Annotated in this window: 22 protein-coding genes, 1 tRNA gene, 2 pseudogenes and 1 riboswitch; of the genes and pseudogenes, 8 read left to right on the top strand and 17 right to left on the bottom strand. The window is 47.5% G+C overall.

What is annotated here, in order from left to right:
• Both ACO0KV_RS17555 and ACO0KV_RS17550 read left to right on the top strand, forming a co-directional pair.
• Positions 1-118: pseudogene (locus tag ACO0KV_RS17555) on the top strand (IS30 family transposase); the annotation flags it as partial.
• A 54-nt stretch (positions 119-172) separates the two neighbouring features.
• The gene (locus ACO0KV_RS17550; RefSeq protein ID WP_423044326.1) at positions 173-913 is read left to right on the top strand and encodes a substrate-binding periplasmic protein; all 741 of its coding nucleotides are present in this window, start codon (positions 173-175) and stop codon (positions 911-913) included.
• Between the two features lie 42 nt (positions 914-955).
• Here ACO0KV_RS17550 and cobA read toward each other — a convergent pair whose 3' ends face one another.
• The 7 genes from cobA to ACO0KV_RS17515 form a co-directional block, all read right to left on the bottom strand.
• Positions 956-1,684: a uroporphyrinogen-III C-methyltransferase gene (cobA, locus tag ACO0KV_RS17545; protein WP_423044324.1), complete on the bottom strand. Its 729-nt coding sequence runs from the start codon at positions 1,682-1,684 to the stop codon at positions 956-958.
• A 5-nt stretch (positions 1,685-1,689) separates the two neighbouring features.
• The gene (locus tag ACO0KV_RS17540; RefSeq protein WP_423044322.1) at positions 1,690-3,012 is read right to left on the bottom strand and encodes a sulfate adenylyltransferase subunit 1; all 1,323 of its coding nucleotides are present in this window, start codon (positions 3,010-3,012) and stop codon (positions 1,690-1,692) included.
• Entirely contained in the window at positions 3,012-3,947 is a 936-nt protein-coding gene (cysD, locus tag ACO0KV_RS17535; protein ID WP_423044320.1) for a sulfate adenylyltransferase subunit CysD, read from the bottom strand. The genes ACO0KV_RS17540 and cysD overlap by 1 nt, the downstream gene beginning before the upstream one ends.
• 44 nt (positions 3,948-3,991) lie before the next feature.
• On the bottom strand, positions 3,992-4,714 hold the full coding sequence (locus ACO0KV_RS17530) for a phosphoadenylyl-sulfate reductase (RefSeq protein ID WP_423044318.1): 723 nt from the start codon (positions 4,712-4,714) through the stop codon (positions 3,992-3,994).
• Positions 4,711-5,232 (bottom strand): DUF934 domain-containing protein, encoded by a 522-nt coding sequence (locus ACO0KV_RS17525; protein WP_423044316.1) that lies wholly within the window; start codon positions 5,230-5,232, stop codon positions 4,711-4,713. Before ACO0KV_RS17525 ends, ACO0KV_RS17530 begins: the two co-directional genes overlap by 4 nt.
• Before the next feature lie 35 nt (positions 5,233-5,267).
• Positions 5,268-6,974: a nitrite/sulfite reductase gene (locus tag ACO0KV_RS17520; RefSeq protein ID WP_423044314.1), complete on the bottom strand. Its 1,707-nt coding sequence runs from the start codon at positions 6,972-6,974 to the stop codon at positions 5,268-5,270.
• Between the two features lie 126 nt (positions 6,975-7,100).
• Complete coding sequence (locus ACO0KV_RS17515) at positions 7,101-7,874, bottom strand: sulfite exporter TauE/SafE family protein (protein WP_423044312.1); 774 nt, start codon at positions 7,872-7,874, stop codon at positions 7,101-7,103.
• Positions 7,875-8,378: 504 nt separating this feature from the next.
• Positions 8,379-8,539: riboswitch (FMN riboswitch) on the top strand.
• Positions 8,540-8,648: 109 nt separating this feature from the next.
• On the opposite strand from ACO0KV_RS17515, the gene ribB reads away from it, so the two are divergent.
• The 5 genes from ribB (at position 8,649) to leuE (ending at position 12,249) form a co-directional block, all read left to right on the top strand.
• Positions 8,649-9,362: a 3,4-dihydroxy-2-butanone-4-phosphate synthase gene (gene ribB, locus ACO0KV_RS17510; RefSeq protein ID WP_423044310.1), complete on the top strand. Its 714-nt coding sequence runs from the start codon at positions 8,649-8,651 to the stop codon at positions 9,360-9,362.
• Positions 9,363-9,453: 91 nt separating this feature from the next.
• The gene (locus ACO0KV_RS17505; RefSeq protein ID WP_423044308.1) at positions 9,454-9,729 is read left to right on the top strand and encodes a hypothetical protein; all 276 of its coding nucleotides are present in this window, start codon (positions 9,454-9,456) and stop codon (positions 9,727-9,729) included.
• A 266-nt stretch (positions 9,730-9,995) separates the two neighbouring features.
• Positions 9,996-10,919 carry a methyltransferase domain-containing protein gene (locus ACO0KV_RS17500; RefSeq protein WP_423044307.1) on the top strand — a complete coding sequence of 308 codons (924 nt, stop codon included), beginning with the start codon at positions 9,996-9,998 and terminating at the stop codon, positions 10,917-10,919.
• A 159-nt stretch (positions 10,920-11,078) separates the two neighbouring features.
• A complete protein-coding gene (locus ACO0KV_RS17495; protein WP_423044305.1) occupies positions 11,079-11,378 on the top strand; it encodes a hypothetical protein in 300 nt (99 codons plus the stop codon).
• 196 nt (positions 11,379-11,574) lie between these two features.
• On the top strand, positions 11,575-12,249 hold the full coding sequence (gene leuE, locus ACO0KV_RS17490) for a leucine efflux protein LeuE (protein WP_423044303.1): 675 nt from the start codon (positions 11,575-11,577) through the stop codon (positions 12,247-12,249).
• 98 nt (positions 12,250-12,347) lie between these two features.
• Here leuE and ACO0KV_RS17485 read toward each other — a convergent pair whose 3' ends face one another.
• The 5 genes from ACO0KV_RS17485 to ACO0KV_RS17465 form a co-directional block, all read right to left on the bottom strand.
• Complete coding sequence (locus ACO0KV_RS17485) at positions 12,348-13,394, bottom strand: aldo/keto reductase (protein ID WP_423044301.1); 1,047 nt, start codon at positions 13,392-13,394, stop codon at positions 12,348-12,350.
• 11 nt (positions 13,395-13,405) lie between these two features.
• Positions 13,406-14,452: a quinone-dependent dihydroorotate dehydrogenase gene (locus tag ACO0KV_RS17480; RefSeq protein WP_423044299.1), complete on the bottom strand. Its 1,047-nt coding sequence runs from the start codon at positions 14,450-14,452 to the stop codon at positions 13,406-13,408.
• 138 nt (positions 14,453-14,590) lie between these two features.
• Entirely contained in the window at positions 14,591-15,313 is a 723-nt protein-coding gene (locus ACO0KV_RS17475; protein WP_423044297.1) for an arginyltransferase, read from the bottom strand.
• Positions 15,314-15,418: 105 nt separating this feature from the next.
• The gene (gene aat / locus ACO0KV_RS17470) at positions 15,419-16,138 is read right to left on the bottom strand and encodes a leucyl/phenylalanyl-tRNA--protein transferase (RefSeq protein ID WP_423044295.1); all 720 of its coding nucleotides are present in this window, start codon (positions 16,136-16,138) and stop codon (positions 15,419-15,421) included.
• Complete coding sequence (locus ACO0KV_RS17465) at positions 16,135-16,707, bottom strand: NUDIX hydrolase (RefSeq protein ID WP_423044293.1); 573 nt, start codon at positions 16,705-16,707, stop codon at positions 16,135-16,137. Before ACO0KV_RS17465 ends, aat begins: the two co-directional genes overlap by 4 nt.
• Before the next feature lie 128 nt (positions 16,708-16,835).
• Here ACO0KV_RS17465 and ACO0KV_RS17460 point away from each other — a divergent pair.
• Positions 16,836-16,912: transfer RNA gene (locus ACO0KV_RS17460), tRNA-Met, on the top strand.
• Positions 16,913-17,222: 310 nt separating this feature from the next.
• Here ACO0KV_RS17460 and ACO0KV_RS17455 read toward each other — a convergent pair.
• The 5 genes and pseudogenes from ACO0KV_RS17455 to ACO0KV_RS17435 all read right to left on the bottom strand — a co-directional run.
• A complete protein-coding gene (locus ACO0KV_RS17455; protein WP_423044291.1) occupies positions 17,223-18,386 on the bottom strand; it encodes a pyridoxal phosphate-dependent aminotransferase in 1,164 nt (387 codons plus the stop codon).
• 327 nt (positions 18,387-18,713) lie between these two features.
• Positions 18,714-19,601 carry a taurine ABC transporter permease TauC gene (gene tauC / locus ACO0KV_RS17450; RefSeq protein ID WP_423044288.1) on the bottom strand — a complete coding sequence of 296 codons (888 nt, stop codon included), beginning with the start codon at positions 19,599-19,601 and terminating at the stop codon, positions 18,714-18,716.
• Positions 19,598-20,377, bottom strand: a complete 780-nt coding sequence (locus tag ACO0KV_RS17445) for a taurine ABC transporter ATP-binding protein (RefSeq protein WP_423044286.1) — start codon at positions 20,375-20,377, stop codon at positions 19,598-19,600. Before ACO0KV_RS17445 ends, tauC begins: the two co-directional genes overlap by 4 nt.
• 174 nt (positions 20,378-20,551) lie before the next feature.
• Entirely contained in the window at positions 20,552-21,553 is a 1,002-nt protein-coding gene (gene tauA / locus ACO0KV_RS17440) for a taurine ABC transporter substrate-binding protein (protein ID WP_423044284.1), read from the bottom strand.
• A gap of 300 nt (positions 21,554-21,853) precedes the next feature.
• Positions 21,854-21,963 (bottom strand): annotated as a pseudogene (locus ACO0KV_RS17435) (IS5/IS1182 family transposase); the annotation flags it as partial.

Genomic DNA, 21,963 nt, shown 5'->3' with positions numbered 1-21,963 from the left:
TACACAACAGGAGATTGATCACGCCATGAAAAGACTGAATAATCGACCAAGAAAAAGATTAGGATACCTTACACCCAATCAGGTATTCTTCAAAAATACGCTTGCACTTCAAAATTGAACTCGCGTTACTAATGTAGTCTTGTTGAAGCGTTTTTTAGGGAAAATGATGTCGATGATTCGATTGGTTTTGTGCCTGTTCGCGCTGATCTCATCACAAGCCTATGCGGCTCAGGTCTATGCAGTTGGTACTGAATTTGCTCGCATTTTTGAGCGTAAGGGCGATGGCGAATATGTCGGCCTCAGTGTTGACATTATTCGTGCGCTGGCTAGACAAAACGGCGATACAGTGAGCTTTGATATTTTTCCATGGCGACGTGCGCAGTGGATGGTTGAAAATGGCCATGCGCAGATTTTGATTGGTCCTTATAAAACTGCTGAGCGTGAGACCAAGTTCACTTTTGCCCAGCGACCGTTTTACCAGGACGTGATGGCATTTTATGTCCGCCGTGACGCTATGGCATTGAATTGGGATGGAAACTATGCCTCACTCGGCAATAGCAAGCTGGCGGTCATTAATGGTTGGGTGTATGGTCAGAGGTTCGAGTCTGCCCGTTCTGTATTAAAGCCAGCGGTAGCCAATTCCTTAGAGAATGGTTTAAATATGCTGGTAGCAAAACGCGTCGATTTTCTAGCGACCAATCTGCGTAATTCTGACGCATTGCTCAACAAGATGGGTTTATCTGCCAAGGTGTTGATCTTGCAACCTTTCATCGACCGTCAGGATGGCTATCTGGCTTATTGTAAGGTCGGTTGTGATGCGTTGCGTGTCCGTTATGACGAGTTATTTGAGCAACTATACGTAAGTAACGCGTTGCACGATATGGCACGAAAATATGAAGTGCGCTTGCCCTAATATCTGGACGACTGTTCGTGCATTGCGTGCGCTAAGTGATAGCTAAGTTAGCGCGGCTTTGTGGGCTCTTGGTCGCATTGCCTCGCCCATCATGACCAACACAGGTCCTGTACTTGCAGGAAGTCCCAGTGATAATTCTTGCAGGCTCAGTGCAATACTACGTTCATCTTCTCGGCTACAGTTTTCGATGACGACAACGGGTAAGTCTGCCGCAAAATTTGCTGCCAACATGCGTTGTGCGGTTAGCATCGCCTCTCGGCCACCCATGTATTGAATCAGCGTATCACACTCAGGGATGCGCGTGTCTGCTGCTTCGCCAGGTGCGGTGCTGGAGGTAAATAGAGCGACGCTTCGGGCAATGCCGCGTTTGGTTAGTGGTTGTTTGACACTCGCTGCTGCAGCCAGTGCAGTGGTGATGCCGGGCACAATTTCATAAGAAATGCCGAATGACTCTAAGGCATTGAGCTCTTCGTCAGCGCGTCCGAATAACATCGGATCACCACCTTTGAGTCGTACGACGACTGCATATTTGCTAGCGCAGGCTACCAACTGTTCATTGATGTGTTCTTGGGCAGCTGAACGTTGGCCACTCCGTTTGCCAACAGAAATTTTAACTGCTTGAGAGCAGAGTTCCAGCATCTCTGGCGTCACTAATGCGTCGTAGAGCACGACGTCAGCTTGTGCCAGTAACCTAGCGCCGCGGACAGTAATTAAGTCCGCAGCGCCGGGTCCTGCGCCTATCAGATAAACTTTGCCGAAAGGCGCTGTCATGCGTATTACTCCTCGATGCGTATCATGCCTGCTGCGACTGTCTGATGCGTTACTTCGTCAATCAGAATAAAGGCGCCTGTAGAGCGCAGTTTATCATATGCATCTACCGCCAACGCTTGTTGAACGTTCAAAGTTACGGTCGCGATGTCATTCAACTTCAAGCTGGTGGCTGGGCGACGTTCCTGGGTATTGATATCTAGCAGCGTGTCAACCGCAGTGATCCTGGCAGCAACTTGTTTGGTTGTGTGTTTCAACCAGTATTTGCGGCGCAAATCCAGCGCGTCTTCTGATAACCAGCACAGATCCGCCTTCACCGTTTTTAATTGGGTTGCAGGGCGATCTGCACCAGCGAGCATGTCGCCGCGAGAAATGTCGAGGTATTCGTTGAGTAAAATAGTTACGGACTGGCCGACAACCGCTGTTTCTAAGGAACCATCTAGTGTCAGAATATCTTTCACTGTCGCCGACTGACCACTAGGTTGCACGATCAGTTGATCACCTTTGCTGACTTTACCTGCTTCGATACGACCCATGTAGCCACGGAAGTCATTGGCTTCATGACCGTTGTGACGAGCAACTAATTGCACTGGGAAACGGAACGGCTCATCGTGGCATGCATCATAGACACTTAATGATTCCAATAGATCGATCAGGGTTGGTCCTTGATACCACGGCATTTTGTCTGTTGCAGTAACAACATTATCACCAGCCAACGCTGACAACGGCACGGCGTGTACGGTAGTCAAGCCAAGTTGGTCGGCGAATTTTTTATATTCTGCAACGATACGGTCGTAGACGTTCTGATCATAATTGACCAAATCCATTTTGTTGACCGCAACAATCACGTGTTCAATTTTGAGCAGGTGAGCAATGGTGGAGTGGCGTTTCGTCTGCACCAGCAAGTCAACGCTACCGTTATCATTGAGCTTTACTTTAGAAACGTCCACCAGAATCACCACTGCATCCGCAGTGGACGCACCAGTCACCATGTTACGGGTGTACTGCTCGTGACCTGGTGTGTCTGCGATGATGAATTTCCGTTTTGGTGTTGCAAAATAACGGTAGGCAACGTCAATCGTAATCCCTTGTTCGCGCTCGGCTTCCAGACCATCTGTCAGCAGAGACAAATCGATCGTGTCACCCACTGTACGCTTATGTTTGGCGCGGGAAATGGCGTCGAGCTGATCTGCAAAAATACCTTTGCTGTCAAATAACAGGCGGCCAATCAGTGTGCTCTTTCCATCATCGACAGAGCCGGCAGTAATAAAACGCAGTAAGCCACGTTCTTTGGACAGGCTGGCGCTGACTTGTTCTTCAATGGCACTCATTAGAAATATCCTTCTTTTTTACGTTTTTCCATCGATGCTTCAGAGGTCTGATCATCCATGCGGGTGGCACCGCGTTCTGTAATTTGGGTAATGGCTGTTTCAGCGATAATGGCTTCGACCGTTGCTGCATCTGACGACACGGGGCAGGTGCAGGAAATATCGCCAACTGTACGGAAACGGACGATTTGTGTTTCGACGGTTTCGCCTTCACGAGGTGGTGTCAGATCTGTCAGTGGTACCAGCAAACCGTTACGAGGAATGACTTGGCGCTCGTGAGCGAAGTAAATCTGTGGCAATTCGAGTTTTTCACGGGCGATGTATTGCCACACATCGAGTTCTGTCCAGTTAGAGATCGGGAAGACACGCATGTTTTCACCTGCGTGCACGCGGGTGTTGTACAGATCCCATAATTCAGGACGTTGTGCTTTTGGATTCCACTGACCGAACTCGTCGCGGAAAGAGAAAATACGTTCTTTTGCACGGGCTTTTTCTTCATCACGACGGGCACCGCCAATACACGCATCGAATTTGTGTTCTGCGATTGTTTCGAGTAGCGTGACGGCTTGTGCCGCATTGCGTGAATCCGTTGCTGGGTTACGCAGGCGTACCGTGCCACGACGGATAGACTCTTCAACGGAGCCGACAATCAGACGCTCACCGAGTTCTGCCACGCGTTTATCGCGGAAGGCAATGACTTCTGGGAAGTTATGCCCAGTATCGATATGTACCAATGGGAATGGGAATTTACCCGGACGGAAAGCTTTTTCGGCTAAGCGCAACAAGACGATGGAGTCTTTGCCACCCGAAAACAGTAATGCCGGATTGCCGCACTCTGCCGCGACTTCGCGCATGATGTGGATGGCTTCTGACTCCAGCCAGTCCAGATGGCGATTGCTCGCTGCATCAATAAAATTTTTTTCTGCGACTGTATTCATAATCACTTCTCAATGTAATCAGCGTACTTTTGATAAGACGTTCGTTATTGCTTGTTAATCCGGACCAGCTTGCCATCGACAACATGCAAGCCGCATTCTTTCGATTCCGGATTTTCCCACCACCAGCGACCCGCCCGTACATCTTCGCCTGGCTGGATCGCCCGTGTGCACGGTTCGCAACCAATTGACGGATAGGATTTGTCGTGGAGTGGATTATAAGGCACGGTATTGCTACGGATGTAATGCCAGACGTCTTCTTCTGACCAGTCCGCGAGCGGATTAAACTTTTGCATGCCATGCGCTACGTCATCTTCCTGTACCGGTAGTTCGGTGCGGGTTGCTGCTTGACTGCGACGCTGTCCTGTGACCCATGCTTTATTGCCAGTAAGAGCGCGATTTAATGGTTCTACCTTACGAATTCGGCAGCATTCTTTGCGCATCTCTACGCTGTCGTAAAACGCGTTTAAGCCATTCTTTGTCACATAGTGATCAACGGCTTCCTGTTCTGGTTTGTAGAGCGCAATATCCACACCGTAGGTTGACTTGATTTTATCAATCATGCCAAGCGTTTCTGCGTGCAAACGACCAGTTTCCAGTGAAAAAATACCAATCGCTAATTTGTTACGCAAGATCAGGTCGGTCAGAACCATATCTTCTGCAGCTAAACTCGATGCAAAGACGGCAGGGCTATACTCTTGTGCAATCTTCTCTAAGATCGCAAGCGTGGTTGCCAGTCGGTCGTCTAGGCCGTTTTGCAGATCGCTCATACCTCAGCCCCTGCACGTTCAGAGCGGCGGAATAAAGGATTTTTTTCATCCCACGATGTCTGGTATTTTTCTGAAAAATCAGTCAGACCTTTGATCGCATCATGGATGTTTTTATCTGCTCGTACTGCGAATGCATTAAAGCCAACGCGTTGCATGTAAAACAATTGATCGCGTAATACGTCACCAATCGCGCGCAATTCACCTGTGAAGCCAAAGCGCGAGCGCAAGTTGAAAGCGATAGAGTAGCCACGTCCGTCAGAAAACTTTGGAAAGTTCACTGCCAGCAAACTAAAGCGGGCGATGTCATCTTTCAGATCTTTAGCTTGTTCGTCGCTGTTAAACCAGACGCTGATGTCGTCACGTTGAATCAGCGCTTCTCTTTGCAATAACCACACTTGCAGAGGGACGATCGTTTTACCAGCGGGTACTTCAACAGCGTCAGGCGTTTGTTCTTCGCTCAATCGCAGGACGGTCCACTCATCGCTAACGATGGCTTTATCTTTGATAATGTCAGTCATGATATTTTCTTTGCTCTCAATCCGGTGTGACTGTCTTAGTAAGAGACAACGGAACCCGCGTCTTCACCGTGATGTTCTGTCGTTTTAATCGGTGTGGCGTACACGAATTCTTTAAATGGCGTGATACCGAGGCGCTGCGTTGTATCGATAAAGCGTTCATTGTCAAGACGATCACGCAGATATACCTGAATGATCCGTTCGATCACTTCCGGCATTTGACCTGCAGAGAACGATGGACCGATAATCTTACCGATCGCAGCCTGATTGCCTTGCGCGCCACCGATCGACACCTGATACCACTCACTGCCATCTTTATCGACACCCAACACGCCGATATTACCAACATGGTGATGGCCGCAGGCATTGATACAGCCAGACATATTCAATTCGATGTCGCCGATATCATGCAGATAATCGAGGTCGTTAAAACGATCTGTGATGTCCAGTGCAATCGGAATCGATTTCGCATTCGCTAACGCACAGAAGTCGCCGCCTGGGCAGCAAATCATGTCGGTCAGCAAGCCAATGTTTGGTGTTGCCACGCCATGTGATTTCGCTTCTTCCCATACCGCAAACAGATCGCTTTGTTTTACATCTGCCAATACCAGATTTTGTTCATGCGTGACACGCAATTCGCCAAAGCTATATTTGTCAGCCAAATCAGCGATAAAGTCCATTTGTTCTGCTGTTGCATCACCAGGAGGTACGCCTGGTTTTTTTAGAGACAAAACAACTGCGCTGTAGCCCGCGACTTTATGCGGTTTGACATTGCGTTTGACCCAGTTAGCAAACGCTTTGTTTTGTTCTTTGTGCTGTTCAAATGCCGCATCTTGCGCAGGCAAGTTGGTATAGTCAGGTGTACTGAAGAAGCTGGCAACCCGATTCAATTCGGCTTCTGTCAATGTCGCAGGGCCGTCTTTAATGTCAGCCCATTCTTCTTCGACTTGTTTGGCGAAGACATCCGCACCAATTGCTTTAACGAGAATTTTGATACGCGCTTTGTATTTGTTATCGCGACGGCCGTATTGATTGTAAATACGTAAGATCGCTTCCAGATACGTCATGACATGCTGCCATGGCAGGAATTCACGGATAACGCTGCCCAGAATCGGTGTACGACCCATACCGCCGCCGACCATCACTCTGAAGCCGACTTCGCCGGCTTCATTATGAACAACAGTTAAGCCGATATCGTGTACCGCAATCGCAGCACGGTCTTCTTTGGAGCCGTTGATCGCAATTTTGAATTTACGTGGCAGATAAGCGAACTCTGGATGGAAGGTTGTCCATTGACGTAGAATTTCAGCGTAAGCACGTGGATCAATCACTTCATCAGCAGCAACGCCAGCAAATTCGTCGGAGGTGATGTTGCGCATACAATTGCCAGAGGTCTGGATCGCGTGCATTTCAACTTTGGCCAGATGTTCCAGAATATCGGGTGCATCTTCCAAATTGATCCAGTTGTACTGGATATTCTGACGGGTAGTGAAGTGACCGTAGCCACGATCGTATTTACGTGCGATCAGTGCAAAAACGCGCATCTGTTCGGAAGACAGCATGCCATAAGGAACAGCAACGCGCAGCATGTAGGCGTGCCGTTGGAAGTACAGACCATTTTGCAATCGCAATGGCAAAAACTCTTCTTCAGTTAATTCATTGGCAAGGCGACGGCGCACCTGATCACGAAATTGCGCGATACGTTCTTTAATGATCTGATGATCGTGTTGGTCATAACGGTACATCTTTTTGTCCTCACAATGCGCATCAATTGCGCTCAATAGGTATGCAAATTAGGTATGCAAATTAGGTTTGCTGAAGAAGCGTTATCGTATAAAAGTTTAACTGATTCGGATCGCAGGTTTTGTATTTTAGAAAATCAACTTTGCGGCGACCAGCGTCAGTGTCGTTGCCAGGATACCGCGTAATAATTTTTCAGGCACAGCGCGTGCTGCCATTGATCCAATGGTAATGCCTGGCAACGATCCGATCAGCAAGGCGGAGAGTAAGGCCCAGTCAATAGAACCTAGCCACCAGTGACCGAAAGCAGCAATTGCTGTTAATGGTACTGCATAGGCAATATCAGTACCCGCGATATGTGCTGCAGACATTCTCGGGTATAGCATGACCAATAGCGTAGCACCAATAGCACCAGCACCGATGGAAGAAATAGTGACCAGCGTGCCCAATAAGGCACCCGCAACAATGGTTGCTACTTGTAATTGACGTCCTTGTAGCTGTTTTTCAGGGCGGTTATTGAGCCAGTTCAACATTTTACTTTTGAACAGCAAGGCGATGACAGTCAGAAGTACTGACGCTGCGATCGAATAACGAATGATTTGACCGATTTCTTTGTTGAGAGTGCCAAAATACTTCAGGCCGAGGGTAGCCACAATGGCTGCCGGTAATGCGCCGTAGCAGAGCAAGCGGACCACTTGCCAGTCTACTGTGCCGCGCAAGCGGTGGGTGAACGTGCCCGTTGCTTTAGTGATCGATGCAAAGGCGAGGTCGGTGCCGACTGCGACACTAGGAGAGACGCCGAATAATAAGGTCAGCAACGGTGTCATCAACGAGCCGCCGCCCACACCGGTCAAGCCGACCAGTGTGCCTACTGCAAAACCCGAAAATATATAAGTTAAAGTCATATCACCCCGTGTAAAGTAGGGTGAATCGTAATGAAAGTCCTTTATATTGTAAACTACTTAGTATTCATTTGCTTATATGCAGTTTTGATATATGCATAATCGGAGTTGGTGATTTTGGGGTTTTGATGAGAGAAACATAGCTTTTTTGGCACTTTAACATCCCGATGTAATTTCTTAAATGATAATTTACTCAACTCACAAGCCAATAGGGTGGGTGGAGCCCGCCAATTTTCTTGTTAATTTATGAGATTGCGGTTCTTGCGACCAGGCTGGGCGTGGTCCGGCAGCCACTTACTTTTCTTTGTCTCGCCAAGGCAAAGTAAGCCAAAGAAAGGCGACGTTGAGACTTCGCTCTAGGGATGCCGCACTGCGTGTCGGCACAAATTGCTTCGTCTAAAGCGGAACAAGTCAAACCCAAACCCAACCTTACCTCCCGAATTATTGCGGGGCAGACGGGTTTAAAAAAATGGTCGTATAATTAGCAAGCCGATAAGTCGGCAGGTTGTACGTCTTCAGGGCGGGGTGTAATTCCCCACCGGCGGTAAATCTGATTTTTCAGACAAGCCCGCGAGCGCTTGCCAGTGCATGTTTGTGTTTTGGCAAGGTCAGCAGATCTGGTGTGATTCCAGGGCCGACGGTCATAGTCCGGATGAGAGAAGATGCGCCTTAAGGCAGTGGTCATGGTTTGCGCCATGACCGCTGACCTATGGCTATGCGTTTTTGATTTATCCCTGGAACGTCTTTTGCACTTTTTATTTTGCGGAGCGTTTCATTATGTTAGATAGTAAAAATTCTGGTATTTTTGGCAATGCTGGCAATGCCGCCAACGTTGATTCTTCCTCCATTTCTGCCCAAGTAGAAACCTTCACTCTTGCTCCTTTTGAACAACGTTTGCAGCGCGCCCTCGCTGATTTGCGTGAGGGACGTCCAGTCTTATTGATGGATGATTTTGATCGCGAAAACGAGGCTGATTTGATCGTTGCTGCAGAAAAAATCAATGTCGAGTCGATGGCGCGTATGATTCGTGATGGCAGCGGTATCGTTTGTCTTTGTTTGCCGGATGAAAAATTACAGCAATTAGAATTGCCACCGATGGTCAGTAATAACGAAAGTCGTTACGGCACAGCGTTCACCGTCTCAATTGAGGCAAAGCAAGGCGTGACGACCGGTGTGTCCGCAGCAGATCGGGTCACTACCATCCTGACGGCCATTGCGCCGGATGCTAAACCGGAGCATCTTGCCAGACCTGGGCATGTATTTCCGTTACGCGCAGTCGCTGGTGGTGTGTTGCAGCGCCGCGGACATACTGAAGGCTCGGTTGATCTCGCCACGATGGCTGGGTTAGCACCCGCAGCAGTGCTGTGCGAGCTGATGAACCCAGATGGCAGTATGACGCAAGGATTGGATGTACAGACTTATGGTTTGACGCATGATCTGGTGATCCTAACGATCGATGAGCTTGCACAATATCGTCGTCAGCATCCATAATTAAATCTGTCAGGAGGGATGGCTTGATTGCTATTCTTCCTGATGATGAAGATGGTTCGCGGCAGGTATTGACATTGAGGAGGGCGCAGAGATGACGAGTCAGATTACGCTAATCATGCGAGCAACAACGTTGGTGGTTTGCTTATTGCTTCAAACTGCCCACGTTTTTGCTGCACCTGCGGCTTACTATATATGGAAAAGTAAGACGTCTGATGCGCAGCTCTGCGCACAGACTTCGCCAGGCGAGTTTTGGGACAAAGCTACTGGCCCCTATAAGGATCCCCACTGCGAGAAGCCTGCGCTGGTGAATGAGCCTGCTCCGCCAGTTATTATCCTTGTTCCTGTTCCTATTATCAAAGTTCATTAATAGTCCATTTGGTGTGTCATCATGCGTATCGAGAGGCTGTATGGTCTCTAGATTGCTTTCGATATTCGCTTCTAAAGCCTGAATTGAGTGTCAATTGCATGCTAGCTCTGCCGTTTGTTTCTTTTTTATCTCTGGATAATCGAGGTCTGGGATCAAAAAAGTCATCGCATATTTTTTTGTTCCTCATTGATAATCTGCTTTTGCGTTGGACGCGATGTTCGACCATCAGTCAGCCACTTGAAGAAACCGATAAAAAAGGAAACGCTATGTTGATTGAGCGCGAAGCAGAGAGCTGCTACCTGGGGCAATTTATTCCACTGCAGTATCATCACAATATGCTGATGGATGCCAATCGCATGGATAATTTCAAGGCGGCGATTGAGCGTCAGGTTTTTGAAGGAGCAAAAGTACTGGAGTTGGGCGGTGGAACTGGTGTCTTATCTTGGTTTGCCGCGCAAAAAGCGTCTAAAGTCTATTGTGTTGAATTCAATCCCGATATGGTGGTTGAAGCACGTCGGTTGCTGGCAAAAAACGCTCACGGCGATCGGGTCGAAGTGATTCATGCGGACGCGTTTGAATACCTGCCACCAGAACCAGTTGATGTCGTGATCTGTGAAATGATTCACGTCGCAATGATCCGCGAGAAACAAGTTGAGGTCATTGAGAATTTCAAGCAACGTTACACCGAAAAATTTGGTGGGCCACTACCTATTTTTATTCCGGAAGCGATTGTGATGGCGGTGCAACCTCTCCATCATACTTATGATTTCTGGGGTTATCAGGCACCAATTATTCAGTTTTTACAGCCGGGTGTCTTTTCTGCGGACACTCGCGAATTAGCGCCACCTGCGCTTTACAGTGTCATTGATTTTACGCAGCCAAATGGTTTGCAAATTCAATGGTCAGGTACGTTCACGATGGAAAAGGCGGGCACCCTGAGTGCGCTGCGGTTTGTGACCAAAAATATTCTTGCCGTCCTCATGGATAGCTCATCAACCATCGATTGGCTGAATCACTATATGTCTCTACCTGTTCCTGAACCATTTGACGTGAAAGTAGGTGACATCATTGAAGTTAGCTTTAATTATCGCGCAGGCGGTTCGTTTGCTTCGTTGCAGAATTCACTTAACGTCAGCTTAAAGTCGACGGCCGCTTCCCGCGCTGCGCACCTGTCCTTGGTGCACGCATAATCCATTTTTTATAGCGCCGGCTTCACTGAAAAAGGTACCCTGAGCGGTGCCTTTTTTTGTTGCCCGCTATCCAATATTTGATATTGTTTTAGTTTGCCTTTTTTATTGACGAGGACCTTAACATGTCTTTGCAGAAATATCCGGTTCGCGCCGACCTGTTTGCTCCGCATTTATCAAGTGGTGTCATTGCTATCGCTACTCAGCGTTCTTCCACGTGGCACGACTGCTTTAGGTTTTTATGAAAAGCCAGAACAACATACGCCAATCAAAGCGATACGATTAGCTGTCGATGTGTCTGATGCTGAGAGGGCGCATCTTGAGGTCCTCCGTACAGATACCTCATTATTTAAGGCAATCGTTGAGGCGCAGCGCAATCGTGGTGGCGAGTGGTACAAAGTACCGGCAGGGCATGTCGATTTGTGTAATGTGCAGGTCCCTGTTCGTGAGCGAGGTAAGTAAGCAGATGTCGACATCATTCCTATGACGTAAAAGTTTAATCTGGCCGGTCTTCTTGGGGGAGCAATCGCTTCCTCAATATATCAGTGACAAACGCTGTCGGTGTCGAGGTAAAGTTCGAGTGAAGGCAAGGATGGTAAGCCTGACGTTAGCCTGTTATGATCTCCCTCCCGCGCTTTTTTCTCCATTGGTATATCACATGAACGCTTTGATCCACGCCACGTTTGGCGTCTCTGATTTCTGGACTTTTTTCATTGGCACGATCTTCATCGTCTTGCTGCCAGGTCCTAATTCTATGTACGTTCTAAGTGTTGCTGCTCAGCGCGGTATTCGTCCTGCGTATCGCGGTGCGTGTGGGATTTTTCTGGGCGATTTTATCTTGATGGTGTTATCTGCTGGTGGGATGGCAGCATTGTTAAAAGCGAATCCAACCTTGTTTTATGCAGTGAAATATAGTGGTGCAGCGTATTTAGGATGGATAGGCATACAAATGTTATTGAGTAGTCGCCGCGGCTTACGTCAGAAAAATACAGAGCAGTCTGCGACTGATATCGCAGTTGAAGGCACAAACTCAATGAGTAAGCCATTTACCAGGGCGCTAATCATCAGTCTGATGAATCCGAAAGCGATTTTATTTTTTATTTCATTCTTTATTCAGTTCGTTGATCCTGAATTCAGTACGCCTGTGTTGTCCTATGCCTTTTTAGGATTAGTGTGCCAGATTTGTAGTTTTACCTATCTTACAGCGATCATTTTGGTCGGTGCCAGACTAGCGGATGCTTTTCGTCGTCGGCGCTTATCCGCGGGACTGTCAGGTGGCGTTGGTGTCATGTTTATTGGCTTTGGCGCGAAGCTCGCGACTGCCACGCTGTAAAGCCTTTAGTTGATGGTTGATAAATAAAAAGCCCCAGTAATCATCACTATTGGGGCTTTTTATTTATTCGTTCGGATTAGATGGCGATAATTGCGGTTTTACTGTCCCGGATTATTAAATTCTGCATGAATTTTTTCAATGCCAGCGATTAATTCGGGAGTCAGCGCTACTTCAAGCGCATCAATATTTTCTTTCAGTTGCGTGAGGTTCGTGGCGCCGATAATTGTGCTGGCGATATACCAACGTGAGTAGCACCACGCTAACGCCAATTGTGTTGGGGTCAGACCGTGAGCACGGGCTAATGCTGCATATTGTCCGCTCGCCTCCAGCACGCTGCTGCGTGTGTAGCGCGGACTCCATGTCGGAGGGAAAAGGGTTAGGCGTCCATGTGCTTTCGCGTCATCAACATATTTTCCAGTCAGCTGACCGAATGCTAACGGGCTATATGCAAGCAGGCTGACGTTTTCACGGTAGCAGCTTTCGTCTAGGCCTTGTTCAAAAGCGCGGTTCACCAGATTGCAGGCATTTTGGATAGACGCCAGACGTGGCACTTGTTGCAGTTCTGCCTGACGTACAAATTCACCGATACCCCAGGCGCTTTCGTTAGAGACGCCATAAGTGCGGATTTTGCCTTCTTTGATCAAATCGGCTAGTACAGAGATCGTTTCAGCGATGGGCGTATGCGAGCGCTCCAGCGTCGGGTCAAATTGTTTTTGACCAAAAATTGGCGCGTTACGGCTAGGCCAGTGCAGCTGATAGAGGTCGATATAGTCCGTTTGCAGACGTTGGAGACTACTTTCAACTGCGGTGCGGATGTTTGCTGCATTTAGGTCGTTTTCACCGCCGCGTATCCAATGCATGCCGCGAGAGGGGCCAGCGACTTTGGTCGCAAGAATAATTTTGTCACGTTTGGCACTGTTTTTCTTCAGCCAGCTCCCGATGTACAGTTCGGTTTTTCCTTGTGTTTCTGCGCGCGGCATCACAGGATACATTTCTGCGGTATCGATAAAATTGATGCCGCGTTCCAAGGCGTAATCCAATTGGGCATGGGCTTCAGATTCACTGTTTTGTTCGCCAAAGGTCATGGTACCAAGGCAAATTTTACTAACTTGAAGCTGACTGTTACCGAGTGAGGTAGTTTGCATGAATGACCTTTTTAATTGCGGACGTTACGCAAGGCTGCTGCGCATTCTTTGACTAATGACGGACCTTGGTAAATCAAGCCTGAATACAACTGAACTAAGGATGCGCCTTCACGAATTTTAGTCGCTGCATCATCGCCCGAAAAAATACCACCAACACCGATGATGGGTAACTCATTGCCCACTTCTGCTTTGAGCGCGCGGATGACGCGATTGGATAACTCAAAAACAGGTTTTCCTGATAGCCCACCAGCCTCTTCGGCAAAAGGTAAGCCCTTGACTGCATCACGCGTAATCGTGGTATTCGTGGCGATGACGCCGTCGATTTTGTGACGCAGTAGTGCTTCAGCGATCGTTTTGATTTGTTCCGCATCGATGTCCGGTGCAATTTTCAGTGCAATTGGGACATAGCGCTTGTGTTTGTCTGCAAGTCCTTGCTGAGCAGACTTCAATTGCGCGAGCAAATTATCGAGTTCATCCGCACCTTGTAATTGACGCAGATTCTTGGTGTTTGGGGAGGAAATATTAACTGTTACATAGCTTGCAAAAGGATACACTTTTTCTAGGCAATGCAGATAGTCTTCGGCGGCGCGCTCGATGGGAGTGTCGGCATTTTTGCCAATGTTAAGGCCGAGCACACCTTGTTTTTCCTGATAAAAACGGGAAGATTGAACATTGCGCACAAAAGCATCAACGCCGCCATTATTAAAGCCCATACGATTAATGATCGCTTCAGCTTTGGGGAGGCGGAACATACGGGGCAGCGGGTTGCCTGGTTGTGCCCGAGGCGTCACTGTGCCGATCTCAATAGAGCCAAAACCCAGCGAAGCGAGGCCGTCAATGTATGCGCCGTCTTTATCCAGACCTGCCGCAAGGCCAACAGGATTAGGAAAGTGCACACCCATCACCGTGCGTGGATCATCGGCTGGCTTGCCAAATAATCCACCGAATCCAGATTTGGTCATGCGCTGTAGCGCTGGTAGGGTCAGGTGGTGGGCTTTTTCTGGTTCCATCGAGAACAAGATAGAGCGTGCCAGCGTATAAAAGAGGTTTTCAGGCATAGGAATAATCGTTGGGAGTAGGTATTAAAAAGGCTGGCTGATCATGTTGAAGTAAAAGGCATTTTTAATACTGATAAAAGTATGTGCTGCATTTTTATTGATCTGGTGCTGCTGCTTTTGGATTCTTATTAGTGATCGTTATAACGACTCCCAATGTCCATGCATTAGCGCATCCAGCGGTTTGAAGTTGATCTTATATGCCATTTTGGGGCTCGCTGCAATCCAATATCCTAAATAGACGTAAGGTAAACCAATATTTTTTGCCTGTTGGATTTGCCAAATGACATTGTAAGTACCATAAGAAGCTTCAGTGTCACAAGGATCAAAAAAAGTGTACACCGAAGAGAGTCCGTCAGTGAGGATGTCAATCAGGCTCACCATTTTTAAGGCGCCTGTATCGTCACGAAATTCAACTAAACGTGTATTGACGCGGCTCTGCAATAAAAATTGTGCGTATTGGTCGTGGCTATCATTATCCATACCACCACCCGAGTGTCGGTGATGCTGGTATTGCTGATAGAGTTCATAGTGCTCGCGTGAATAGGCGAGCGTCGTCACTGTGGCATGTAGAGTGGCATGTTTTTTTTCTGCGCGACGCTGGCTGCGATTGGCGATAAATTCATCCACCCGTACCCGCACAGGGGTGCACGCCCTGCAACTGTCACAATGTGGTCGATAGATAAAAATACCACTACGGCGAAAACCGTTTTTGACCAGCTCGGAATAGGTATCAGCGTTAATCAAGTGAGCCGGCGTTGCCACCTGCGACCGAGCCTGCAGTCCTTCGAGGTAGCTGCACGGGTAGGGGGCGGTGGCATAAAATTGAATGCTCGCTAAAGGCAAATCGTTAAGTTGCGTCACGTTGCTCTCTTTGTATTGCTTTGCCGATGAGTGTGCTCTTAATTTCTGTGTAACTGTTTTTTCCAATTATTTCTTGATGGCAAAAATCAGTCCGGTGGCCGGTTACTAATGGACTTCAATGGTGTCCAATGGTTTCCATTCTGCTATCTCTGGCATCGCTGTGGCGATTTTTATCCATCTCAGAAATTCTGAACGTGGAATCGGTTTTGCGCCAAGTGATGCAAGATGTGCCGTCTCTTGTTGGCAGTCTATCATTTTCACACCATGCAGGCGTAAGAAAAAAACCAGATGACTTAATGCAACTTTTGACGCATTCGAGACCCGGGCAAACATGGACTCCCCATAAAACATCTGGCCGATGCAAACCCCATAGGCGCCGCCGACTAATTCACCTTTGAACCAGACTTCCGATGAGTGGGCGTAACCGCGCTGATGTAAAGCGCAATAGCCGGAAACAATATCCTCAGAAATCCATGTGCCTGCACCATCTCGCCTTGGCGCGGCGCAGGCGCGCATGACTTGTTCAAATGCGCTGTCAAAGCGAATTTCCCAATTAGTATCTTGATGAATTTTTTTCAAAGTCTTCAGCAGACTGTCGGATATTTTAAAATTGTCGGTTGCCAGCACCATACGGGGATCAGTTGACCACCACAATATTGGTTGTCCTTCAGAAAACCAGGGAAAGATGCCATGCCGGTAGGCATCGAGCAGGCGGTCAGCAGAGAGGTCTGCACCTGCCGCCAGAAGCCCAGCGGCACCTTGTTCTTCAGTTAGTGCGGTGTTAACGTCAGGAAAAGGGGTATTATTTTCCAGCCAAGGTATCAAGTGTTACCTCGCATTGGCTTCAAAATGTCATCTTCGTGGACGGAAAAGTTTCCCCCTTGCTTTACTTTTTTGATGTCACTAAAGAAAAAACGCAAGGTGTGGCTGACCGTCGGGAACGCGATGTCATCCCATGGGATCTCATTCTCAGAAAATAGTTGCACATCAAGGCTTTCGGTGCCAGCTGCATAATTTAGATCGAGGAGGGTCGCTCGGTAAAATAAATGCACCTGATGTACGTGCGGCACATTGATGATGGCAAAGAGTTCATGCAGATCAATGTTGGCACCAGCTTCCTCTATGGTCTCTCTCTGCGCTGCCTGCGCACTTGTTTCGTTATTCTCCATAAAGCCAGCTGGCAACGTCCAGTAGCCATGTCGTGGCTCAATGGCTCTTTTGCACAATAGCAGCTTTAACTCTCCATTTTGTTCCCATACTGGGATGGAGCCCACTACCATTTTGGGATTCTGGTAATGAATAACGCCGCAGGCACTACAGACAAAGCGCTCGCGCGTGTCATCGGCAGGTATTTTTAGCTCAACTGGTGCAGCGCATTCGGAACAAAATTTCATAGCGAAATGGAAGTGAATTGATGTGATGGTAGAAGTGTATCATCTGCAGCGCTTCGCGCGAAACACAGAATAAAGTCAGGTGCCGATTGCGCGATAGGCATAAATCGTGTATAGTTTCATTCTTCAGACGCGGGGTGGAGCAGTCTGGCAGCTCGTCGGGCTCATAACCCGAAGGTCGTAGGTTCAAATCCTGCCCCCGCAACCAGTTTAGTAAAAAAGGCTTACGACATGTCGTAAGCCTTTTTTTATTTTAAAACGTATTTTTGCTGCACTTAGCAGCAAAAAATTCTCTAATACCTCTAATACGTGAATAAAAAGAGTGGCTATGCCTTGTTCTCTCACTCAGCATGGAACATCTTATGGTAACGATCAATCAACGCGGACCCTATCAATTTCGGGCAATTGTTTGTCGTGGTCACGTATTCCCGCACACTAAAATAAGTTTCATCGTTTTTTCTCTCGTTTATCTGGTGCTTACGATCTATATTGATGCATTGGATTACAGCATCCATCCGTCATAACTTGGCCAATCTAGCCAACGCGGTCAACAACGTTTCCTCTTTTTTTGCAAAGCAAAAACGGATGACTTTCTGATCAAAGCCGTTTCCATAAAATGCTGATAACGGGATAGCTGCGACGCCGATTTCGGTTGTCAGCCATTTACAAAAATCGGTGCTATTTAGGCCACTCACGGCCGAGAAATCCACACATTGAAAATAAGTTCCTTCGCAAGGAAGTAATTTGAATTTTGTTTTAGCTAAGCCTTCGCGGAACAGATCGCGTTTATTTTGGTAAAACACAGGTAATTGCAAGTAGGGCTGTGCATCCGCCATGTACGTCGCAATACCATGCTGCGCAGGTGTGTTGACGGTGAAGACGTTGAATTGATGTACCTTCCTAAATTCCGCGCTGAGCTCCGATGGCGCGGCGACATAGCCTGTTTTCCAGCCCGTGACGTGATATGTTTTGCCAAAACTCGACACTACAAACGATCTCTTTGCTAATCCTGGATAAGATGCAGCACTCTGATGCTGGGCGTTGTCAAAAATAGTATGTTCATAGACTTCATCGGAAATAATCAATATCTCCGTGTTATCGAGCATGTCTTGTAACTTGAGCATGTCCGATCTGGTCCATACTGTTCCACTCGGATTGTGTGGCGAGTTGATGATGATTGCCCGTGTTTTGGAGGTGATTGCAGCGGCGATCAGATCAAAGTCAGGTCTAAAATCACTTGGCGTCAATGGCACTCGAACGGGAATGCCGCCAGCTAAAACGACACTAGGGACATAACTATCATAGCAAGGATCCAGTACGATGACTTCATCGCCTAGGTGTACAGTAGCCAAAATGGCAGTGATGATGGCTTGTGTTGCCCCTGCGGTAACGGTGATTTCGCTGCTCGGATCGTAGTGATGACCGTAGAGACTTGTTATTTTGGCTGAAATAGCTTCTCGAAGAGTGGCAATGCCAGCCATCGGTGGATATTGATTGAATCCTTGTTTCATTGCATGCGTCACCGCATCAATCAGGCGTGGATCACAATCAAAATCCGGAAAACCTTGCCCAAGATTGACAGCGCGATGTTCAGTGGCAAGCGTGGACATCACGGTAAATATCGTTGTTCCAACGTCTGGTAATTTTGTTGTGAGATTTGGTGATGAAAATACGCTACTCATGGGATTTATCTTGTATCAAGAAGTGGGTTTTAATATAAGGCGGATTCAATTTCGACGTGCAACCACATGTTGATATGATTGTAGCTGTTTCATCATTACCTCGTGCGTTGTTTGAGGTCGAGACATTGACTGTTTCAACGATGGTGGCATTGTCGTTGGTTTGTCTCGCACTAGACTTTGTATGTACTTACTTCGTGTGAAAACTCCATGCAGCAGAACTTTGCTTCAGTTCTCAATGCATGGTTATTTTGTTAGTTCCATGTTTTAGGCGTATGCAGTTTGACCATTTATCTTCGGTCGTACTTTATATTTTAATTCGCATTGTTATCAAGTTTCATCCCAAGGCACCAACTTTTTTTGTAATTGTCGCAAACCCCATTCAAAAACAAACGCGATGACTGCAATGACGATAATGCCCATAACAACGACATCAGTGACGAGGAACTGGGCTGCGGACTGAATCATAAATCCAAGGCCACGTGTCGCGGCGATTAATTCTGCGGCAACCAGCGTCGACCAACCTACGCCAAGACCAATACGGACGCCAGTCAGAATGTCCGGTGCTGCCGATGGTAGTATGACATAACGAATGAGTTGCCATCGACTTGCACCGAGTGAGAGACTGGCGCGGATGCGACTTTGATCAACCCGACGTACACCTTGTACAGTAGCAATTGCAATCGGCGCAAAGACAGCCAGAAAAATCAATATGATTTTAGATGCCTCACCAATGCCAAACCAGATGACGATTAACGGTAAATACGCAAGTGGTGGAATCGGGCGATAAAAATCAATTAGAGGATCGATCATTGCACGGGCATAGCGATTGAGACCAATAGAGATACCAATCGGGACCGCGGTTGATATTGCGATAATCAAGGCCACCAGTACACGTGCGACGCTGGTTGCAGCGTGGGCCAGTAAAGTTGCATCGACAAAGCCTTCGTCGGCGACAGAGATCAATTTTCTCAAGACAGATAATGGGGAAGGAAGAAACAACTCAGGCACAAGCTTGAGGGCGCTGATTCCACTCCAGATCAATAAAAGTAAGGCGAACGTGATCACGCTATAGACGCGATCGGATAACAGCGAAGACCAATGCTGCAAGCGGCGGAGTTGATTGTGCGCTGGTGCTGATGTTTGTGTTATTGATTCTGTTGCAGTGTGTGTGTTTAATAACTCAGTCATGCTCAATTCTGTTATCTGCTTACTCATACCAGCTCCACTTCCTGCGTCAGTAATTCTTGCAAGATTTGTTCTCTTAATTCAACAAATTCCCGACTCGATTTGATGCTGCGCGGACTTTCGCCGTCGGTAAAGCGACGCCCAAATTCGAGTTGTCGGATACTCTCGATGCGTCCTGGTCTGGCGCGTAATAAGACTAGATCCGTCGCGAGAAATAAAGCTTCTTCAACACTATGAGTGATCATCAGCATTCCTTTGCCAGATAATTGCCAGACGTTCAGAAGATGTTCTTGCATACGCGCTCGCGTCAGAGCATCCAGTGCGCCCAAAGGTTCATCAAGTAGTAAGAAACGGGGATCAACAGCGAGAGCACGTGCTAATCCTACGCGTTGCCGCATACCGCCAGAAATTTTCCAGATCGGATAGTCGGCATGGGCTTCGAGACCAGTCAGCTTTAGGTACTGTGTTGCGATGACGTCCCGCTCAGCGTTATTTTTACCAGCCAGTTGCAAACCAAATGCGACATTTTCTTTAACTGTTTGCCAAGGCAATAGCGCGTCATCCTGAAAAACGACACCACGGTCTACACCCGGCCCTAGAATTGGTTTCCCATCGATGGTCAGGCGACCACTTGTTGGCTTTTCAAAACCAGCGATTAAGTTAAGGAGTGTAGTTTTGCCACATCCGGATTCGCCGATAACAACAGTGAAACTGGCGTCTTTGAGGTCCAGACTAATGCCACTTAAAACCTCAATGTCCTGATTTTTTGCTGGGAAGCGGATTCCTACTGATTCTAGTCGTATCATAAACGGCTTACCTGAGTGTGATTCTGAAAAATAGCATACGGCATGCGCAAAGAGTACCTGCAGTCTGCTTAGCATAGAAGGTCAAACACCAAGCTAAAAAGGTACCCAGCAAATCGCTCTCAAACGACTCAGTGGTGCACCTGTCTTCGGACTGATGGGGTTGCAGTCTTTAGATTATAATTTTGCTGCTTGTTGAGCAAATTGCGCATTTACATAAGGACGATAATCAGTCAATACTTGTTCTGCTTTCTTTTGTTCTTTCAGAAATATCGATGTGTCGCTGATCGCTTTAATGGTGCCGCCAGCCAAGAGTCGTAGAGAAATCTGTTCATCCAGTGTAGGGAAAATCGAGCTTTGCAATAAGCTAGGGATATCCGCTTTATTGGCACCAGTTAAGCGGGCAATCTTACCAGCCTGACTAGAATCAGCAGTCCAAGTACTGCCATGTTGACGGTAATCTGCATAGGCTTTGCCAGTGATTTTTACAAAGGCTGTCACAAAGTCTGGATGGCTCTTGGCGAAGTCTTTACGAACGATCCATGCATCAAATGTTGGTGCACCCCATTTAGCAACTTGTGCTGAATTGGTCAGAACAGTGCCTGTTTCTTTTGCTTTGCCTAATGCTGGATCCCAGACGTACGCGGCATCAATATCACCACGTGCCCATGCAGCAGAGATTTCAGTTGGGCGCAGATTCAAAATTTCAACTTTTTTCGGATCAATACCCCAGTGTTTTAATGCTGCTAACAGACTGTAGTGCGTAGTAGATGCAAACGGTACGGCGATTTTCTTGCCGATCAGATCTTTTGCCGTTTTGATGTTACTGCCGTTGCGTACAACCAGCGCTTCGGCCTCGCCAATTTCTGCTGCGATGAAAATCGTTTCGATTGGGGACTCACGGCTTGCGGCAGCAGCCAGTGGGCTGCTACCGACGTAACCAATCTGGATATCACCGGAGGCGACGGCGGTAATGACTTCACCGCCACTTTCAAATTTTCTCCAGTTGATTTTCCAGCCGGTTTGTTTTTCATATTCGCTATCTGCCTGGGCGATTTTTGACGGTTCAACAACGGTCTGATACGCGATGCTGACTTCTTTGTCGGCAGCATATGCGGAGCCAGTCAAGGCAGAGAAGACGGCAATCGCAGGTAATAGTTTTTTGAGTGAGTAACGCATAAAAAAATCTCCAAAGAAATAATTAAAATAAGTTGACCAAAGCGGGGTGCTAAAGATTATGTAGACAAGCTCTGATGATGTCTGATCTCGTATGCTTGAATTTGATTCTAGGGAGATTCGTTGTTGATGGAAACGAATCATTCCAATCATCGATATGCAAAATTCTTTGATGTAGATTAATGCTTTCACACATCTATATATAGCGACTATCGTTGGCTCTTTTTTATTAGAAGATTGTTGGAGGAAGTTCGATATTTTTGACGCGAAAAAATGCCCAAATTAGCTAGGGCGTGTTGACATTTATTTTAACCAAAGCATCGAAGCTGCAATTGCCACAAATGAAGCAAATCGTTCAGCGAGTTTGTCGTATCGCGTTGCAACCCGCCTAAATTGTTTGATGTGAGCAAAGA

Source organism: Undibacterium sp. RuRC25W, from assembly GCF_049339825.1.
Classification (GTDB): domain Bacteria; phylum Pseudomonadota; class Gammaproteobacteria; order Burkholderiales; family Burkholderiaceae_D; genus Undibacterium.
The sequence above is the reverse complement of the archived record's forward strand: the minus strand, read 5'-3'. Positions and strand labels throughout refer to the sequence as shown.

Excerpts from the sequence above, each read along its gene's own strand:
- ACO0KV_RS17550 (WP_423044326.1), top strand. The coding sequence starts at position 173 with ATGATTCGATTGGTTTTGTGCCTGTTCGCGCTGATCTCATCACAAGCC.
- cobA (WP_423044324.1), bottom strand. The coding sequence starts at position 1,684 with ATGACAGCGCCTTTCGGCAAAGTTTATCTGATAGGCGCAGGACCCGGC.
- ACO0KV_RS17540 (WP_423044322.1), bottom strand. The coding sequence starts at position 3,012 with ATGAGTGCCATTGAAGAACAAGTCAGCGCCAGCCTGTCCAAAGAACGT.
- cysD (WP_423044320.1), bottom strand. The coding sequence starts at position 3,947 with ATGAATACAGTCGCAGAAAAAAATTTTATTGATGCAGCGAGCAATCGC.
- ACO0KV_RS17530 (WP_423044318.1), bottom strand. The coding sequence starts at position 4,714 with ATGAGCGATCTGCAAAACGGCCTAGACGACCGACTGGCAACCACGCTT.
- ACO0KV_RS17525 (WP_423044316.1), bottom strand. The coding sequence starts at position 5,232 with ATGACTGACATTATCAAAGATAAAGCCATCGTTAGCGATGAGTGGACC.
- ACO0KV_RS17520 (WP_423044314.1), bottom strand. The coding sequence starts at position 6,974 with ATGTACCGTTATGACCAACACGATCATCAGATCATTAAAGAACGTATC.
- ACO0KV_RS17515 (WP_423044312.1), bottom strand. The coding sequence starts at position 7,874 with ATGACTTTAACTTATATATTTTCGGGTTTTGCAGTAGGCACACTGGTC.
- ribB (WP_423044310.1), top strand. The coding sequence starts at position 8,649 with ATGTTAGATAGTAAAAATTCTGGTATTTTTGGCAATGCTGGCAATGCC.
- ACO0KV_RS17505 (WP_423044308.1), top strand. The coding sequence starts at position 9,454 with ATGACGAGTCAGATTACGCTAATCATGCGAGCAACAACGTTGGTGGTT.
- ACO0KV_RS17500 (WP_423044307.1), top strand. The coding sequence starts at position 9,996 with ATGTTGATTGAGCGCGAAGCAGAGAGCTGCTACCTGGGGCAATTTATT.
- leuE (WP_423044303.1), top strand. The coding sequence starts at position 11,575 with ATGAACGCTTTGATCCACGCCACGTTTGGCGTCTCTGATTTCTGGACT.
- ACO0KV_RS17485 (WP_423044301.1), bottom strand. The coding sequence starts at position 13,394 with ATGCAAACTACCTCACTCGGTAACAGTCAGCTTCAAGTTAGTAAAATT.
- ACO0KV_RS17480 (WP_423044299.1), bottom strand. The coding sequence starts at position 14,452 with ATGCCTGAAAACCTCTTTTATACGCTGGCACGCTCTATCTTGTTCTCG.
- ACO0KV_RS17465 (WP_423044293.1), bottom strand. The coding sequence starts at position 16,707 with ATGAAATTTTGTTCCGAATGCGCTGCACCAGTTGAGCTAAAAATACCT.
- ACO0KV_RS17455 (WP_423044291.1), bottom strand. The coding sequence starts at position 18,386 with ATGAGTAGCGTATTTTCATCACCAAATCTCACAACAAAATTACCAGAC.
- tauC (WP_423044288.1), bottom strand. The coding sequence starts at position 19,601 with ATGAGTAAGCAGATAACAGAATTGAGCATGACTGAGTTATTAAACACA.
- ACO0KV_RS17445 (WP_423044286.1), bottom strand. The coding sequence starts at position 20,377 with ATGATACGACTAGAATCAGTAGGAATCCGCTTCCCAGCAAAAAATCAG.
- tauA (WP_423044284.1), bottom strand. The coding sequence starts at position 21,553 with ATGCGTTACTCACTCAAAAAACTATTACCTGCGATTGCCGTCTTCTCT.